14 protein-coding genes and 1 pseudogene are annotated in these 15,680 nt (G+C 63.9%); 9 read left to right on the top strand and 6 right to left on the bottom strand.

Annotation, left to right across the window (positions count from 1 at the left end):
* A complete protein-coding gene (locus tag ACDP63_RS04260) occupies positions 1-597 on the bottom strand; it encodes a DedA family protein (protein ID WP_409927784.1) in 597 nt (198 codons plus the stop codon).
* Between the two features lie 354 nt (positions 598-951).
* Here ACDP63_RS04260 and ACDP63_RS04255 point away from each other — a divergent pair.
* A pseudogene (locus ACDP63_RS04255) lies at positions 952-1,724 on the top strand (aminotransferase class I/II-fold pyridoxal phosphate-dependent enzyme).
* Positions 1,725-2,062: 338 nt separating this feature from the next.
* Here ACDP63_RS04255 and ACDP63_RS04250 read toward each other — a convergent pair.
* Positions 2,063-3,397, bottom strand: coding sequence for a sensor histidine kinase (locus ACDP63_RS04250; RefSeq protein ID WP_409927783.1), 1,335 nt, complete (start codon positions 3,395-3,397; stop codon positions 2,063-2,065).
* Positions 3,397-4,056 (bottom strand): response regulator transcription factor, encoded by a 660-nt coding sequence (locus tag ACDP63_RS04245; RefSeq protein ID WP_310458452.1) that lies wholly within the window; start codon positions 4,054-4,056, stop codon positions 3,397-3,399. The genes ACDP63_RS04250 and ACDP63_RS04245 overlap by 1 nt, the downstream gene beginning before the upstream one ends.
* A 228-nt stretch (positions 4,057-4,284) precedes the next feature.
* On the opposite strand from ACDP63_RS04245, the gene ACDP63_RS04240 reads away from it, so the two are divergent.
* The 8 genes from ACDP63_RS04240 to ACDP63_RS04205 all read left to right on the top strand — a co-directional run bounded on the left by ACDP63_RS04240 (position 4,285) and on the right by ACDP63_RS04205 (position 12,292).
* Positions 4,285-5,451 (top strand): nucleotide sugar dehydrogenase, encoded by a 1,167-nt coding sequence (locus tag ACDP63_RS04240; RefSeq protein WP_409927782.1) that lies wholly within the window; start codon positions 4,285-4,287, stop codon positions 5,449-5,451.
* Positions 5,451-6,479 (top strand): NAD-dependent epimerase/dehydratase family protein, encoded by a 1,029-nt coding sequence (locus ACDP63_RS04235; RefSeq protein WP_409927781.1) that lies wholly within the window; start codon positions 5,451-5,453, stop codon positions 6,477-6,479. Before ACDP63_RS04240 ends, ACDP63_RS04235 begins: the two co-directional genes overlap by 1 nt.
* Positions 6,480-6,648: 169 nt before the next feature.
* Positions 6,649-6,930, top strand: a complete 282-nt coding sequence (locus ACDP63_RS04230) for a lipid-A-disaccharide synthase N-terminal domain-containing protein (RefSeq protein ID WP_409927780.1) — start codon at positions 6,649-6,651, stop codon at positions 6,928-6,930.
* Positions 6,927-8,552 (top strand): ArnT family glycosyltransferase, encoded by a 1,626-nt coding sequence (locus tag ACDP63_RS04225; protein WP_409927779.1) that lies wholly within the window; start codon positions 6,927-6,929, stop codon positions 8,550-8,552. The genes ACDP63_RS04230 and ACDP63_RS04225 overlap by 4 nt, the downstream gene beginning before the upstream one ends.
* Positions 8,549-9,265: a glycosyltransferase family 2 protein gene (locus ACDP63_RS04220; RefSeq protein ID WP_409927778.1), complete on the top strand. Its 717-nt coding sequence runs from the start codon at positions 8,549-8,551 to the stop codon at positions 9,263-9,265. The genes ACDP63_RS04225 and ACDP63_RS04220 overlap by 4 nt, the downstream gene beginning before the upstream one ends.
* A 167-nt stretch (positions 9,266-9,432) precedes the next feature.
* The gene (locus ACDP63_RS04215) at positions 9,433-10,458 is read left to right on the top strand and encodes an ABC transporter substrate-binding protein (protein ID WP_409927777.1); all 1,026 of its coding nucleotides are present in this window, start codon (positions 9,433-9,435) and stop codon (positions 10,456-10,458) included.
* Positions 10,459-10,607: 149 nt separating this feature from the next.
* A complete protein-coding gene (locus tag ACDP63_RS04210; RefSeq protein WP_409927776.1) occupies positions 10,608-11,525 on the top strand; it encodes a FecCD family ABC transporter permease in 918 nt (305 codons plus the stop codon).
* Positions 11,522-12,292, top strand: a complete 771-nt coding sequence (locus ACDP63_RS04205; RefSeq protein ID WP_409927775.1) for an ABC transporter ATP-binding protein — start codon at positions 11,522-11,524, stop codon at positions 12,290-12,292. Before ACDP63_RS04210 ends, ACDP63_RS04205 begins: the two co-directional genes overlap by 4 nt.
* Here the strand turns inward: ACDP63_RS04205 and ACDP63_RS04200 are convergent.
* Genes ACDP63_RS04200 through ACDP63_RS04190 form a run of 3 tightly spaced genes read right to left on the bottom strand, consistent with a single transcriptional unit; the run spans position 12,289 to position 15,584 of the window.
* Positions 12,289-12,780, bottom strand: a complete 492-nt coding sequence (locus tag ACDP63_RS04200; RefSeq protein ID WP_409927774.1) for an RrF2 family transcriptional regulator — start codon at positions 12,778-12,780, stop codon at positions 12,289-12,291. The genes ACDP63_RS04205 and ACDP63_RS04200 overlap by 4 nt on opposite strands.
* A gap of 57 nt (positions 12,781-12,837) precedes the next feature.
* Entirely contained in the window at positions 12,838-14,508 is a 1,671-nt protein-coding gene (locus ACDP63_RS04195; protein WP_409927773.1) for an ABC transporter permease, read from the bottom strand.
* A 50-nt stretch (positions 14,509-14,558) separates the two neighbouring features.
* A complete protein-coding gene (locus ACDP63_RS04190; protein ID WP_409927772.1) occupies positions 14,559-15,584 on the bottom strand; it encodes an extracellular solute-binding protein in 1,026 nt (341 codons plus the stop codon).
* Between the last annotated feature and the right edge of the window lie 96 nt (positions 15,585-15,680).

Here is a 15,680-nt window from a genome sequence, read left to right as displayed (position 1 = left end):
TCAGCCCGCCTTCCAAGTCAGCACGCGGTAGAGGTAGAACAGCACAAATCCGGCGATGACGACCGTCGAGATGGGGTCGATCCAGTCGGCGATCCTTGCGTATTGCCCCTCTAGCCAATACCCGCCCAGGGCGAGGAAGGTGGTCCAGATCACGCTGCCGAGGCATGTCCACAGCAGGAACGGCGCCAGCCGCATCCGCGCGATGCCGGCAGGGACGGAGATCAGGCTGCGCAGCCCCGGAACCAGCCGCCCCCAGAACACCGCCTTGTTGCCGTGCCGCGCGAACCCGGCGATCGCACGCTGCATGTCCTCGGGTGTGACCGTCATCCATCGGCCATGGCGGGCGGCGAGGCTGACGATCCTGTCGGCGCCGATCACCCGGCCGACGAAATACCAGAATAATGCCCCCAGCGTTGCTCCAGCACTTCCGGTGAGGATCACCAATCCCAGCGAGAGGCTTCCCCGCGCCGCATGGAATCCGGCCAGCGGCATGATGATTTCCGAAGGGATGGGCGGAAAGACGTTCTCGGCGAACATGGCCGTGGCGATGCCCGCATAGCCGCCGTCCCCGACAACCCTCAGAATTTGCTCGAACATCCATCATCCTTCCGCAGCCGGGGTGCCGCGCGCGCGAAGGCGTCAGCGTGGCAACCAGCCCGGCGTTCGCGGGTCGGAGTAGGCGGGCAATCTTACGGTAAGCTGACCGGGGCCGGGCGCGGAGGGCTGGACGACTGGCGCAGGGTCTTGCCGGGTATCTCCTTCCCCAGATCGGGAAGGCTAAATGGCTACCGGGTCGGGGCGCGGTCAGCTACCGCTGCGGCCCGGCCAATCAAGGCCCGCAGAAATTCCAAACCGAGGGATCAGACGACCGACCATCGCTTTGCCGTAGAGCCCAGGCACGACATATCCTTGCTGCCCAACTCGCTGATCCGGGCGATTGCAAACGGCGGGATGGGCCAGCAGGGGATGCTTCCCTTCTGGTTCGGCGAGTCCGATCAGCCCACGCCGGGCTTCATCCGCGAAGCGGCGATCCAGTCGCTGAAGGACGGCGAAACCTTCTACACCCCCAACCTTGGGCGGCCCTATCTGCGCGAGGCGCTTGCCACCTATATGACGCGCGTCAATTGGCGTGCGATAGCGGCGGACCGGGTGGCCGTCACCACCGCAGGGATCAACGCCCTGATGGCGGTGGGTCAAACGCTGCTGTCGCCGGGCGACAGGGTCGTTGCCGTGACGCCGATCTGGCCGAACATGTCGAGATTCCGCGCATTCTCGGCTGCGAGGTAACCCGGGTCGCCCTCTCGGTGATCGACGGGCGGTGGGAACTTGAGACAGACAAGTTGCTGGCGGCCCTGTCGCCCGACGTTCGCATGGTTGTCATCAACTCCCCGAACAACCCCACAGGATGGACCATCCGCGAAGACCAGATCGAGGTAATCCTTTCCCATTGCCGCAAGCATGGCATCTGGCTCGTCGCGGACGACGTATATCAGCGCATCATCCACGATCCCGCTCTGGATCGCGCCCCGTCCTTCCTTGCACGCTATGAGGACGGCGACCGGCTGATCTCGATCAACAGCTTCTCGAAGGCGTGGTTGATGACCGGCTTCCGTATCGGCTGGGTCACGGCGCCACCGCCGATCGTGGCGGCTCTGGAGAAGGTGATCTATACAGCACATCCTGTATCGCCGAACCCGCCCAGCGGGCGGCGCTGGCGGCGCTGACCGAGGGTGAAGGGCTGGTGGCATCGGTCCGGGCGGATCTGCGTCGATCCCGCGCGCAACTGGTCAGTGGTCTGCGGAGCTTGCCGGGCATCGAGGTGCCGGAGGCTGCCGGCGGGATGTATGCCTTCTTCAGAATCGAGGGCGTCGAGGACACGTTTGACGTCGCCAAGAAGCTCGTCCGGGATGTCGGACTTGGGCTTGCCCCTGGTGCGGCCTTCGGCCCCGAAGGCGCAGGCTGGGTGCGCTGGTGCCATGCCGCATCGGAAAGCAAGATCAAGGACGGCTTGGGAAGGCTGCGGAGGTTTCTCGCTTCCCGCCGAGACAGCCAGATCATTGCGTCAGGCGATGCTGGCAGGGGCGGTGCCTTGCAGATGAACCTTGACCATGAAGCCCTGGCTCCGCCCCGGCAGAGGGGAAAGCAGTTCAAGCCGGCCCCCGGCCTGCTGGACGATCTGCTCGCAGATGTGGAGGCCAAGGCCGAAGCCATCGCCGTCCCGCCGGCTGAACCGGCGCGGCAGGCTGTCGAGGTTGCGAACCACCGGGCCGCCGTTGCCCACTTCCAGTACGGGGCCCGGCCCGACCGTCACAATGATACCTTCGGTAGACGGTCCATGCTGAAGGGCGTTCTCGACCAGGTTGCCGAGAACGATGGCATAGGCATCCGGGTCGATCCTCGCGAGAACCGGCGCATCAGACAGGGCGAGCTTAATGCGGTCGGCGGCGGAGCGCGGCACGACATCCGCCAGGACCAACCGCGTCAGCGCGGCAATATCCTGTTCCTTCGTGGAAAATCCGACTCCCGCATCCGCGCGCGCCAGTTGAAGGAGCCGGGCGACGAGCCGCCGCATCCGTTGCAGCGCGCGTTCGAGCGCCTCGATCCGTCCGATCTGGTCCGGCGCGGTGATTTCCATGCGAAGCTGCTGCACCTGCGCCAGAGCGATGGCAACCGGCGTGCGCAGCTCATGCGCCGCATTGGTGGCGAAGGCCCGCTCCGCCTCCAGCGCCTGGGTCAGCCGGGCCATGAAGCCGTTCAGCGTGCCGGCGATCCGTACCAGGTCCTCGGGCCAGTCGCTGGCGTCGATGGCGTCCAGCCGGCTGCCATCCCGGGTCGAGATTTCCGCGCGCAGCTCGCGCATGGGCGCCAGCGCGCGGCGCGCGATCCAGCCGACCAGCAGCCATGTCAGCGGCAGAAGCGCCAGCATCGGCAGCAGAAAGCCGAGCATACCTTCCCGGAACGCCTCGCGCCGTTCCGCCATCGGAGCGGCGAGTTGCAGGGCATGTCCGGCCGCATTGAATTGCGTGGCGTAGATCCGATAGTCGGAACTTGTGGAAAAACCGGCATCGGAGAGGTCCGGCAGGTCCGGCAGCGACATACGCCCCCCCATATCGACCTGCTGCACGACCTGGCCATCCCGGCCGATCAGCCGGTAGATCAGCGCCTCGTCGATGTCGAAGGAGGGTTGCGGCGCTCTCAGCCCTGCTGCGTCGGCCGTTTCCACAAGCGACAGGAGCGGCAGCAGCACATGGGCGGTCTCGGCAAGCTGCTGATCGAACATCTCCTCTTCCTCGGACCACAGCACCGAGGACATGAGCAGGATCGCCGCCAGCCAGATCACAGCGAGGCCAAGTGTGGTGAACAGCGTGACCCGCTGAGACAGGTTGAGCCGCTGCATCAGACCTGCCCCATCCGGTAGCCGAACCCGCGCTGCGTCACGATGGCGTCTCGGCCCAGCTTGGCCCGCAGCCGGCTGATATGCGCCTCGATCGCGTTGCTCTCGACTTCATCGCCGAAACCGTAAAGCGTGTCCTCCATCTGCGCACGGGTGACGGTGATGTCGGGTCGGCGGCTGAGGCGTTCGATCAGCGCCCACTCGCGCAAGGTGAGGTGAACGGGCGCGTCGTCCAGCAGAACCTGCCGGCGATCCGGCAGAATGCAGAGACGGCCGAAGCGGCGCTCTGCCTCGACGATGCCGGTGGCCCGGCGATGGATCGCCAGGATGCGGGCGTGCATCTCGTCCAGGTCGTAGGGCTTGACGAGATAGTCGTCGGCCCCGGCTTCCAGGCCCGCGATCCGCTCGGTGATCCGGTCGCGGGCGGTGACGATCAGCACCGGGGTCCGGCGTCCCTCGGCGCGCAACCGTCGCAGCAGCTTCAGCCCGTCGCCGTCGGGCAGATGCAGGTCGAGAAGGATCAGGTCGTAATCCGTTCCCGCCGCGGCCGCCTCGGCATCTTCCAGCCGGAGGGCCAGATCGACGGCATGGCCAGCAGTTCGCAGATAGGCGCCGATCGCCTCGGCCAGGTCCGGTTCATCTTCTACGGCAAGCAGGCGCATGGCACTCCGTCAACTTTGGGACATCGACCGCGCTCCCGTAAGCGAACCGTAATGTCCAAGGCGGATCTGCCGCGGCAGAAGCCTCTGACCATTTCGCTCCGGTCGGACGGCGCAGGATTGGAACATGAGTAACGCACATACCCTCTGGCTGGCTATCGGCTTTGCAAGCAGACCCCCGATTTCGCTACGCCGTCATGCGGCAGTCGAGAATCACGACGGTGAGAAACCATGAGGATCGCGGTGGCGGGACTCGGCTATGTAGGGCTGGCGAATGCGGTCCTTCTGGCGCAGAAGCATGACGTGACGGGCGTCGATCTTTCGCCCGAGCGGGTAGCGCAGGTCAATGCGCGAAAAAGTCCGTTCAAGGACAACGATCTGTCCGACCGGCTGGCGCATTCCGACCTTCAGTTACTGGCAACGCTGGATGGCGATGCGGCCTATCGGGGTGCAGATGTCGTCATCGTTGCGACGCCCACCGATTACGATCCGCTGACTCATTCCTTCGACACCGCCAGCGTCCGCGCGGTGATCGCGCAGGTGGCGGCGGTGAATCCAGCGGCTGTGATCGTCGTCCGCTCGACGGTCCCGGTCGGCTTCACCGCAGCGCAGGCAGCCGCGTTGGGCGGCCACCAGATCGTCTTTGCCCCCGAGTTTCTGCGGGAGGGAATGGCGCTGCGCGACAGCCTCCATCCCTCGCGCATCGTCGTCGGTGAGCGTTCGGACCGGGGCCGCCGCATCGCCGGGCTGCTGCTGGAAGGCGCGCTGCGCAACGATGTCGAAGTGCTGCTGACCGATCCCACCGAGGCGGAGGCGATCAAGCTCTTCTCGAACACCTACCTCGCCATGCGCGTGGCCTTCTTCAACGAGTTGGACAGCTATGCGCTGGCGCGCGGGCTCGACAGCCGGCAGATCATCGAGGGCGTCTGTCTCGATCCCCGCATCGGCACGCACTACAATAACCCCAGCTTCGGCTATGGGGGGTATTGCCTGCCCAAGGACAGCAAGCAGTTGCTGGCGAACTACGGGCAGGTGCCGCAGAACCTGATCGCCGCCATCGTCGAGACCAACCGCACCCGCAAGGATTTCCTGGCCGAACGCATCATCGCCGCCAATCCCGGCAAGGTGGGTATCTACCGGCTGGTGGCCAAGGCCGATTCGGACAATTTCCGTCACAGCGCCGTGCAGGGGATCATGAAGCGCATCAAGGCCAAGGGTATCGAGGTCATCGTCTATGAGCCCGAACTGCGCGAGGCCCGCTTCTTCGGCTCGCAGGTTCAGCCCGACCTTGCCAGTTTCAAGGCGGATTGCGACCTGATCCTGGCCAACCGGCACAGCCCCGCGCTGGACGACGTGCGCGGCAAGGTGTTTACCCGCGACCTGTTCGGGGCCGGCTGATGCGCAGGGCTGTTGTCACCGGCTGTTCCGGCTTCATCGGATTTCATGTCACCCGCCGCCTGCTGGCGCGGGGGTTCCGGGTCGTCGGCGTGGACAATCTGTCGGATTACTACGATGTCGGCCTGAAGCGGTCTCGGCAGGCCATACTGGAGGCCGAGCCGGGCTTTTCGGTCATCAACGGCGACATCATGGCCCCCGGGCTTCTGCATCGCCTTTTCGATGACCACCGGCCCGAGATCGTCGTCCATCTTGCCGCGCAGGCCGGTGTGCGGCTTTCCACCGAAAGCCCCCGCGCCTACCTGGAAAGCAATATCGCCGGCACTTTCGAGCTTCTGGAGGCAGCGCGCAGCTTTCCGCCTGCGCATATGCTTCTGGCATCCACCTCGTCGGTCTATGGGGCCAACACCGTCATGCCCTATGCCGAGGCCCACCCGACGGACCATCCGATCTCCTTCTATGCCGCGACGAAGCGGGCGACCGAGGCGATGGCCCATTCCTATGCACATCTCTATCGGCTGCCCGTGACCATGTTCCGCTTTTTCACGGTCTATGGCCCTTGGGGACGCCCCGACATGGCGCTGTTCAAATTTACCCGTGCCATCCTGCGGGGCGAGCCGATCGACCTCTACAACGGCGGGGAGTTGCGGCGCGATTTCACGTATATAGACGATCTGGTCGAAGCTCTGTTCCGGCTGATGGATACCGTTCCGGTGCGCCCTGAGGATGGTGTCGTTCCCGGAGGCGACAGCCTCTCGCCGGTTGCGCCGTGGCGGGTGGTGAATATCGGAATGTCCTCGCCGGTCGGGCTGAACGACTTCATCGCCACCATAGAACGCGCGACCTGCCGGACGGCCAAAAGGAACCTGCTTCCCATGCAGCAGGGCGATGTTCCAGCAACCTGGGCCGATTCCGGCCTGTTGACCCGCCTGGTGGGGAGCATCCCCAAGACGGATCTGGACGTTGGGGTTCGTGCCTTCGTGGACTGGTACCGGTGCCGCTATGAACGTGAAATCCTCCTTGCCCCGTAGGTGGCTGACGCGCCCTTGCTGCGTCTTGGAACAGATCTTCAGGTTTCGTTGATCTGAGGCTCAATTCCCGTCGCATCGTAAGAGAACCGTAATCTTCGGGACCCATCTGCCCCGGCAGAAGCCTCCGTCCCCCTCGATCCGGTCGGATGGCGCAGGATCGGACCGACATATGACCAACGTAGACGCCATCTGGCTGACCATAGGCTTTGCAGGCCAGCTTCTTTTCACCTCGCGCTTCCTCGTCCAGTGGATCGCCAGCGAGCGGTCCGGCCGGAGCGTCGTTCCTCTGGCCTTCTGGTGGTTCAGTCTCGCGGGCGGGGTCACGCTGCTGGCCTATGCCCTGTGGCGCCAGGACCCGGTGTTCGCGATCGGACAGGCAAGCGGCCTGGTAATCTACACGCGCAATCTGGTCCTGATCGGCCGCCAGCGCCGGCAGGAACGCTCAGCATGATCCGGCGCAATCCCGTCGCCTTCGCGGTCATCTGCTTTTTGCTGACCGCAGCTCTGGGCATCCTGCTGCGTCCGCTCACCCCGATCGACGAGACGCGCTATCTCGCCGTCGCCTGGGAGATGCACCTGTCGGGCGACTGGCTGGTGCCGAGCAAGAACTTCGCGCCCTACAGCGACAAGCCGCCGCTGCTGTTCTGGGCGATCAATCTGGTCTGGTTGGTTACGGGGGTCAGCGAGTTCGCCGCGCGTATGGTCGGCCCGCTGTTCTGCGGGGCAGTGATCTGGCTGACCGCAGTCCTCGCCCGCAGGCTCTGGCCGGACGACCGGGATGTCGGCGGTCGCGCGGCGCTGGCGCTGGCCGGGTTGTCGATCTTCGTGGTGGCGGGCAGTCTGACGATGTTCGACGCCCCTCTCGCAGTCGCGGTTCTCGCCGGGCTGATCTGCCTCCACGCCGCTGCCGGACACGCCGAAGCTGGACGGTTCGGCTTTAGACCTTGGGTAGGGTTCGGAGCCGCGCTTGCCCTCGGCGTCCTGACCAAGGGTCCGGTCATCCTGTTCCACCTTCTGCCGGCGGCGCTGCTGCTGCCGCTCTGGTCGGCGGATCGCTTGCCATGGCGGGGCCTGCCGCTTCGGCTCGGTTTCGGCCTTGCCGTCGGCCTCGCGCTCGTCGCGCTCTGGCTTGTTCCCGCCGCCATCACCGGCGGCGAGGAGTATCGTGCTGCGATCCTCTGGCATCAAAGCGCGGGACGGTTGACCGAATCTTTCGCTCACGCCCGACCCTGGTGGTTCTTTCTGGCAATCCTGCCGCTGATGGCCTTCCCTCTGGCCTGGACCCCGACGCTCTGGCGCGCGGCAGGAAAAGCCCGGTGGCGCACTGATGCGGGCCTGTGCCTCTGCCTGATCTGGGGCGGCGGGGCGGTCTTGCTGTTCAGCCTGACCAGTGGCAAGCAAGTCCACTATCTGGTGCCCGAACTGCCGGCCCTTGCCCTGATCGCCGCCCGGCTGCTGCGGGACTCGCCGCTGTTCGAACTCCTCTCGGCCAGGTCGCAGCCCGCGGCGCAGTTGAACTTCATGCCGGCCGTTCTCGCGCTCGGTGCGCTGGCCGCCATCGCGGCGCTAGCAGGTATTGGCGCCTTGCCCTTGGGCGATCTGGCGCCGTTGTTCACACCGCGAAGCGCACTGCTGGCCTGGGCGCTGCTGATCATCGCGCTCTGCTGGTTGGTGGTGCTGAAGCCGCACTTGCCCGGGGCCATGCTGCTTTCTCTCGGCGGGCTTATGGCGACGAACATCCTGATCGGCGTGTCCGACATCGCGACGATCTACAGCACCCACCCCACCGCGGCGGCGATCAGCCGCGAGCGGCCGGACGGTCTCGCCTATGTCGGGGCGACCTATCACGCCGAGTTCAACTTCGCCGCACGCCTCACCCAGCCCGTGGCGACTCCGGCGGACAATGAGGAACTGGCGCGCTGGATCGCCGATCATCCTGATGGCCTGGTCCTCGGCAGGAGAGGAACGGTGGAACCCTCCTGGACACCGCAGGAAACCATATCGTTTCGCGGTCGCGATCTTGGCCTCTGGCGTGTCGCGGATGCCCCAAATCCCCTCAGGAGCGATGAATGAACGTGGATATACCTTCTGTTTCGGTGGTTGTCCCTGTGCGGGACGAGGCTGCCGCCATCGGCCCACTGGTCGATGAGATCGCAGCCGTGCTTGTAGGAACAACCTTCGAGGTGATCGTGGTCGATGATGGATCGCAGGATGGCACCGACCGGATACTTCTGGCCCTGGAGGCCAGCCATCCCTGGCTGCGTCGCCTGCACCATCCCAAGTCGCGGGGACAATCCACCGCGATCCGCACCGGGGTGCGTCATGCCCGTGCGCCCCTGATCGTGACCCTCGACGGCGACGGGCAGAACCCACCCGACCAGATTCCGCGACTGCTGGCGGTCCTGGAGGCGGATCGGACCGGCGGTCTGGGCCTCGTGCAGGGCCAGCGGGAAGCCCGACAAGACAGCCTCGCGAAGCGGCTGGCTTCCCGCTTTGCCAATCGCATCCGGTCGGCACTGCTGAAGGACGGTGTGCGCGACTCCGGCTGCGGGCTGAAGGCGTTCCGGCGCGAGGCCTATCTCGACCTGCCGTTCTTCGATCATATCCATCGTTTCATGCCGGCGATGATGCTCCGCGAAGGCTGGCAGGTTCAGACGGTTGCCGTCACCCACAGGCCAAGAAAAAGCGGTCGCTCGAAGTATTCCAACCTCGCGCGCGGTTTGGTCGGAATTCCCGATCTGTTGGGTGCCGCTTGGTTGATCATGCGATCGGGTCGAAACGAGTAGTCGGTCAACAACTGGCCAGCATTCAAGGACGGTGGGCTTAAGGCGGCCCGCGTAACAGCCTGCGCAGCGACTGCGGCAGATTTCCTGACAGAAACAGTATTGTTCTTTCCGGTGCTCAAAGATAAGTAACTTGCTAAGGCATCGGCCGAGATCAGGGACAACTATTCATGCGTGCATCAGTCGTATCAGCCGCAGTTTGCGGCTTCATTCTTTCTGTGATTTCTTCCACAGCAGGCCACGCTGAACCGACGAAATATCCGCTCACCATCAGCAACTGCGGAGTCGATGTCACGTTCGAGAAGGCTCCGCAGCAGGCCGTGGCCCTCGGTCAAAATACGGCGGAAATCCTGCTCCTCCTGGGCCTTGAGGACCGGGTCGCGGCAAGCGCCTTCTGGCCGACGAAGGTACTTCCGGAGCTTGAGGAGGCCAATGCCAAGGTCAAGCTCCTGACGATCGAAATCCCGACCTTCGAGACGATCCTTGCCGAAGAGCCGGATTTCGTGGCATCCGCTTTGCCTCTGCTCCTCGGTCCGAACAGCAAGGTCGCGAAGCGCGAGGATTTCAACAAAGTTGGCGTTCCGACCTATCTGTCTCCCAACACCTGCCTCAGCGGCGAAAATAGCAAGGACGTCATCACCGGCAGCCGCGATGACTTGTGGAACATGGAACTCCTTTACAAGGAGATCGAAGAGCTTTCGCAAATCTTTGATGTTGCCGACCGTGGCCAGGCCCTCATCGCCGATTTCAAGGAGCGTGAGGCAAAGTTACGCTCCGTGGTGTCGAATGATGGCAGGAAGCTCTCCTACGTTTTCTGGTTCTCCAGCCAGTCGCCGTCGAGCGATGCCTATCTCGGCGGCAAGAACAGCGCATCCGGGTTCATTGCCGACCTCCTCGGTGGCGAGAACGCAATCACTTCAGAAGCCGAATGGCCGACGCTTGGCTGGGAGAGCATCATAGCGGCCAATCCGGACGTGATCGTCGTCGCAAGCCTAGACCGTAACCGTTGGGAGCTCGACAAGCCCGAGGCCAAAATCGAGTTCCTTATGACCGATCCCGCGACCAGCCAGTTGTCTGCCGTCCAGAACAAGGCAATCGTGGTCATGGACGGACAAGCCATGAACCCCTCCATCCACACCATCTACGGGGCCGAGCAGATTGCCGAGCAATTAAGAGCGCTTGGCCAGTTGAAGTGATGACGAGGCATCCTGTCGTTCGGCAGATCGGCACGTTTTCGGTCCTTGCGCTCGTTTCGCTAGCAGCGATAGCCTTGGTCGTAGGCTTGAGCGTCGGTATCGGCGATCTACCGAGGCTCTGATGGTGTGACCGCCCCCCGACGGCAACTGTGTGCCAAGGTGGGTCTGCGATCACGAACAACTTTGGCTGGACGACAGCCGAGTTGAACCGCATCCATGAAGCGGTCATTTGGGACTACCGCCTCAGCAGGGCACTGGTTGCGGTGTGTTGCGGCGCCGGCCTCGCTATATCCGGGGCGATCATGCAGTCGCTTCTGCGCAATCCCCTGGCTGAACCTTATGTCCTCGGAATCTCGGCAGGCGCATCGACCGGGGCGGTGGCGATCGTCATTCTGGGTGTCGGGGCTGGCGTGGTGTCGCTTTCCGTGGGCGCCTTCGCGGGCGCCTTCGCCGCCTTTTTCTTCGTCGCGGTTCTTTCCAACGGGACGCGAGGGGGCGCTGACCGCACCATTCTTGCCGGTGTCGCCGCCTCGCAGCTTTTCAACGCCGCGACCTCCTATATCGTCACCACCGCCGGCAACGCCCAGCAGGCGCGCGACGTGATGTTCTGGTTGCTGGGCAGTTTTGGCGGCGTGCGCTGGCCTGAATTTGCGCTGGTGTCCGTCATCGTGGTCGTCGGGCTTGCCGCTTGCCTGTTCTACGCGCGTGTCCTGGATGCCTTCGCTTTCGGCGATGAAGCGGCGTCGGCGCTAGGGGTGAATGTCGGCAGGGCGCGCATCATACTTTTTGCGCTGACGGCGATGATGACGGCAACGATCGTCAGCATGGTCGGGTCGATCGGTTTCGTCGGGCTCGTTGTGCCTCACGCCGCTCGTGCGCTTGTTGGGCCATTGCACATTCGTCTGCTACCTACCTGTGCTGTTGCAGGTGCCATCTTCATGGTGCTGGCGGACATCGCCTCCCGCGCACTCATCCCTCAGCAAGTCCTGCCGATTGGCGTCGTGACAGCCCTAGTCGGTGTGCCTTTCTTCTCTGTCATCCTCTATCGGTTCCAGCGCCCATCATGAGTATCAAGGCCGAGAATCTTGTCTGGAAAGTTGGCAAGAAAACCGTATTGAATGGCGTCTCGCTGGAAGCGGAGCCAGGCAAGATGCTGGGCCTGCTAGGTCCGAATGGCTGCGGCAAAACTTCGCTCCTGCGCCTCCTCGCGGGATTGAAACGCCCCGATTCAGGCCGGGTCATGCTCGACCAAAGCGATATAAGGGCCACGTCACGAGGCGCGCTTGCGCAGCGTGTCGCCTTTGTCGAACAACATGCGACGACCAATGCCAATCTCAAGGTCATTGATGTGGTCAAACTCGGCCGGTTCCCGCATCGGTCCATGTTCTCGGGGTGGACTTCGACTGATGAAGAAGCGGTCGAAGTCGCACTCGTGCGGACAGGAATGACCGAAAAGCGAAATGACAATTGGCAGAGCCTTTCGGGCGGTGAGAAACAGCGCGCGCATATAGCAAGGGCGCTTGCCCAGAGCCCCAAGGAACTTATTCTGGACGAACCGACAAACCACCTTGATATACAGCATCAGATTGGCTTGCTAAGCCTCGTCTCCGATCTTCCAATCACGAGCATTATTGCGCTTCATGATCTTAATCACGCTGCCATGTTCTGTCATAGTCTGCTTATCATGAAGCAGGGCAAGATCGTCGCGACCGGGCGCCCGGAAGAGGTTTTGACCGAGGACCTTTTGAAAGCGGTCTTTTCCATTGAAGCGCGTGTGGAGGCCTCTCGTTACCACGACGGTCCGTGCATCCACTATTTGGCAGGGCGTGGCTAACCCCAGAGAGCGACCTCGGCTTTGCATATTTTCACCCGCCGTGTCTTGGATCGGTGGAAAGGGCGGAGAATTCCCCTCGCGGCACAGGTCAGGCACGCGAAGCGGTTTCCAGACCCTGTGCCGGCGAGATCGGCGATGGTGAAGCCATCAAGCGCGTAGAAGGCAGCATCCATCGCTTCGCCCAGCAGAACCTCCAATCCCAGATTCTCGAACCTGGTCTTCCGGGGCGACAACTGAGGCTGCATATGCCTGATGATCCCCCCGACTGAGATCTGATCTGCGGCCCCGATCGGGCGGATGCCTCCCCCCTTTCCGCGCACGCTTTCGAGATAGCCCGTTCTGACAAGTTGGACCGTTACCCGATGGGCATGATGAACAGTCGCGTTTACGAACGTGGCCGCATCGCGAACATTCACGGTCTCAGTAGGCCGGCGTGCGCAGCAGATCAGGATGCCGATCGCAATTTCGCATTCTCGTGTCAGCTTCATCGTCCTGGCTCCCTGCCGCAGACTGGCTCCGTTCTTCAGGCTTGCTCAGATGGTCGATCACGTTTCCACGCGCCCCAACCGCGACAGGAGGGCAACCGGCAGGATGCCGATCAGGACGATCAGCAGAGCGGCGATCGCGGCTTCCTCATAGGTGCCACGGGCGGCTTCCCCGTAGAGATGGGTCGCCAGCGTCTCGAAGTTCAGCGGCCGCAGCAACAGCGTCGCCGGCAGCTCCTTCATGCAATCCACGAAGATCAGCAGACCCGCAGAGGCCATCGCCGTCTTGGAAAGCGGCAGATGGATGTTGCGGAACACTCCGGAGGAATTCTGGCCGAGCATCCGGGCGGCATGGTCCAACGAAGGCGAGATACGACTGAAGCCTGCCTCGATTCCGCCGGTGGAAATCGCCATGAAACGCGCGGCATAGGCCAGCACCAGCGCCGCACCCGAGCCGAGCAGCAGCAGGCCCGGAGCCGCCCCGGTCAGCCGTTCGACACTACCGGCCCAGAAACGGTCGAACAGGCCGACTGGGATAAGAAGACCGATCGCCAGCACCGTCCCCGGCACGGCATAGCCGAGCGTCGAGGCCCGGGCGGCCAGCGCCATGGCGCGGCCGGGCCAGGCCCGGGCGGCATAGGCGAGCGTCAGACCGCACAGAAGCACAAGGAAGGTGGCGATCACCGAGACCGTGACGGTATTGACGATCTCGGCCCAGATGCGCGGCGAGATGCCGGCGAAGCTGATCCGCTTCCAGGCTTCGCGGACCAGATAGATGGCCGGTCCGACAAAGCCGAGCGCGACAGGCAGAAAGCACAGGCCGAAGGCGCCCGCCGCCCGCCATCCCGACAGGCGGATGGGCGACATCACGCGCGGCTTCTGCGCCGCGGTCGCATAGCGCTGGTTGCGGCGCGCATGGCGCTCGAACAGGATCAGCATGACCACGATCACCAGCATGGCCAGCGAAATCTGGGCTGCGCCCGCCATGTCGGAGCGGTTGACCCAAGTCGAATAGACCGAGGCGGTGAGCGTCCTGACGCCGAGGAACTGCGAGGCGCCGATGTCGTTCACCGTCTCCATCAGCGCGAGCGCGACCCCGACAGCAATGGCCGGCCTTGCGAGCGGAAAGGCCACCTGACGAAAGACGCCGCCGCGGCGAGTGCCAAGCGTTCGGGACACCTCTACGAGGTTTGCGGCCTGGGTCAGGAACATCGCCCGCGTGGTGAGATAGACGTAGGGGTAGAGCACGAGCCCGAGCAACAGGATGCAGCCCCACATCGAGCGAATGTCGGGCAGGCGGAACTCCCGCGGACTGGAATAGCCCAGCAGGTCGCGCAGAGCGCCCTGCACCGCGCCGACCGGATGGAGGATGTCGAGATAGGCATAGGCGATGATATAGGTCGGCACGGCGAGCGGCAGCAGAAGCGCCCATTCGAGGATGCGTCGCCCCGGAAAGTCGTAGGCGCTCACCATCCAGGCCGTCGTGGTGCCGATCAGCGTCACCAGCACGCCGACGCCCAGGAGCAGGACGATCGTGTTCTTCAGCGCGGCGGGCAGCACATGGGCCAGCATATGGGGCCAGAGGCCGGCGCTGCCCTGAAAGGCGATCAGGACGAGCGACAGGATCGGAAGGCAGACGAGCACGGCGATCAGCACCGCCGCCAAGCGCCATCCCGCCCCGGAACGGTGCCACGGCAGGACATTCATGGAGATCGCTTCGGCATGTTTCATGAGGCAACATGAGGCGATGGCCCGCAGGCCATCGCCCCGGGGCTCCATCGTCAGTTGTCGAAGCCGATCCGTTCCGCCAGCTCGCTGGCGGCCCGGCGGTAGCTCACGCCCTCCACGATGTCGATCGTGTCCGGGGTCAGCACACCGTATTCTGCGATCAGCGGATCGACCGCAGCGTTCGGGTTGACCGGATATTCGTAGTTCGCCCGCGCATAGATCGCCTGCGCCTCGTCGGAGACGAGATATTCGAGGAACTGGATCGCCAGATCCCGATTGGGCGCATGGCGGGCGACCGCGGCGCCGGTGATGTTGACCTGGGTGCCGCCGTTCTCGAAGGTCGGCAGGATCATCCTGATCGCTTCAGCCCATTGCTGCTGATCAGGACCACCCGCGCCGCTGCGCATCAGGCCGATATAGTAGGAGTTGGCCACGCCGATGTCGCACAGGCCGCCCGCGATGTCGCGGGCCACGTCCCGGTCGCCGCCACCCGCGGGACGGGCGAGATTGGCCTTCACCCCGGTCAGCCAGGCTTCGGCGGCTTCCTCGCCGTGGTGGGCGATGAAGGAGCCGGTCAGTGCGACGTTGTAGGGATGCTGGCCAGAACGGATGCAGATACGCCCCTGCCATTCGGGATCGGCAAGCTGCTCGTAGGTAATCCCCGTCAGGTCGAGGTCCTTCTCTACATAGACGGCCCGGGCGCGCAGCGAGAGCGCAAACCAGTGGCCGTCGTCATCGCGCAGGGTGTCGGGAATGATGCCGGTGAGGACTTCGGACTCGATGCTCTGCGTCAGTCCCTGTTCGACGAGGCCGACCAGGACGCCGGCATCCACCGTCATCAGCACGTCGGCTGGGGAGCGGTCGCCTTCGGCGATCACACGCTCGGCAACCCCGTCCTGGAGGAAGATGGTGTTGACGCTGACGCCGGTGGCTGCGGTGTAGGCGTCGATCAGCGGCTGCATCAGCCCCGGTTCGCGGGTCGTATAGAGGTTGAGCTCCTGCGCCAGGACCCCCTGCGTGCCCGCGAGGATGGACAGCGCCGACCCAAGCATGATTCCGTTAAACTTCGTGAGTCCCATCGCCGTGTCGCTCCTCAGGTTCATGACAAAAGTGGTAGGCTTTCGGCCTGTCTGCGAGGGAGCAACATAGTTGAGTGTAGTAGTAAAGAATTCCGG

The sequence above is a fragment of the Paracoccus sp. P2 genome, assembly GCF_046335115.1.
In the GTDB taxonomy this organism is placed as follows: domain Bacteria; phylum Pseudomonadota; class Alphaproteobacteria; order Rhodobacterales; family Rhodobacteraceae; genus Paracoccus; species Paracoccus pantotrophus.
Note: the sequence above shows the minus strand (reverse complement) of the source record. Positions and strands in the feature narration are given on the sequence as shown.

Bases quoted from the DNA above. Each gene is read 5' to 3' on its own strand.
- ACDP63_RS04245 (WP_310458452.1), bottom strand. From the start codon at position 4,056: ATGCGCCTGCTTGCCGTAGAAGATGAACCGGACCTGGCCGAGGCGATC.
- ACDP63_RS04260 (WP_409927784.1), bottom strand. From the start codon at position 597: ATGTTCGAGCAAATTCTGAGGGTTGTCGGGGACGGCGGCTATGCGGGC.
- ACDP63_RS04225 (WP_409927779.1), top strand. From the start codon at position 6,927: ATGATCCGGCGCAATCCCGTCGCCTTCGCGGTCATCTGCTTTTTGCTG.
- ACDP63_RS04190 (WP_409927772.1), bottom strand. From the start codon at position 15,584: ATGGGACTCACGAAGTTTAACGGAATCATGCTTGGGTCGGCGCTGTCC.
- ACDP63_RS04240 (WP_409927782.1), top strand. From the start codon at position 4,285: ATGAGGATCGCGGTGGCGGGACTCGGCTATGTAGGGCTGGCGAATGCG.
- ACDP63_RS04250 (WP_409927783.1), bottom strand. From the start codon at position 3,397: ATGCAGCGGCTCAACCTGTCTCAGCGGGTCACGCTGTTCACCACACTT.
- ACDP63_RS04230 (WP_409927780.1), top strand. From the start codon at position 6,649: ATGACCAACGTAGACGCCATCTGGCTGACCATAGGCTTTGCAGGCCAG.
- ACDP63_RS04235 (WP_409927781.1), top strand. From the start codon at position 5,451: ATGCGCAGGGCTGTTGTCACCGGCTGTTCCGGCTTCATCGGATTTCAT.
- ACDP63_RS04205 (WP_409927775.1), top strand. From the start codon at position 11,522: ATGAGTATCAAGGCCGAGAATCTTGTCTGGAAAGTTGGCAAGAAAACC.
- ACDP63_RS04220 (WP_409927778.1), top strand. From the start codon at position 8,549: ATGAACGTGGATATACCTTCTGTTTCGGTGGTTGTCCCTGTGCGGGAC.
- ACDP63_RS04195 (WP_409927773.1), bottom strand. From the start codon at position 14,508: ATGAAACATGCCGAAGCGATCTCCATGAATGTCCTGCCGTGGCACCGT.
- ACDP63_RS04200 (WP_409927774.1), bottom strand. From the start codon at position 12,780: ATGAAGCTGACACGAGAATGCGAAATTGCGATCGGCATCCTGATCTGC.
- ACDP63_RS04215 (WP_409927777.1), top strand. From the start codon at position 9,433: ATGCGTGCATCAGTCGTATCAGCCGCAGTTTGCGGCTTCATTCTTTCT.